Origin of the sequence: Schumannella sp. 10F1B-5-1 (assembly GCF_006517535.1) — a bacterium.
Taxonomy (GTDB): Bacteria; Actinomycetota; Actinomycetes; order Actinomycetales; family Microbacteriaceae; genus Schumannella.
In genome coordinates this window covers 1-284 of record NZ_VHQH01000259.1, presented here as the reverse complement: position 1 = coordinate 284, position 284 = coordinate 1, and the positions used below count along the sequence as shown (strand labels likewise).

Here is a 284-nt window from a genome sequence, read left to right as displayed (position 1 = left end):
TGAGCGGAGGCCCAGGGGCCGCCCCACGGGCCGCCCCAGCCCATCTGACGCCAGCGACGACGCCGGGTGGCGACGAGGGTGATGATGAGGCCGATGATCAGCACCCAGAAGATCACCGGGACGAACCAGAGGCCCCACCCGAATCCGGGGTGGAAGTGGGTGCTCGCGAGAGCGACGGTCGACAGCATGTCGGGTGTCCTTTCCAGTGGCCCCGAGGTGGGGCCGTCGAGACCAGACTCATCCGTCGGCGTCTCCCGCGGATCCGCCCTGCGAAGTCTTCGGAC

1 protein-coding gene is annotated in these 284 nt (G+C 69.4%); it reads right to left on the bottom strand.

Annotated elements, in window-relative coordinates; all coding sequences use genetic code 11:
- On the bottom strand, window positions 1–188 hold a 188-nt coding region (locus tag FJ658_RS15625), incomplete at its 3' end, for a hypothetical protein (protein WP_219995802.1).
- Between the last annotated feature and the right edge of the window lie 96 nt (window positions 189–284).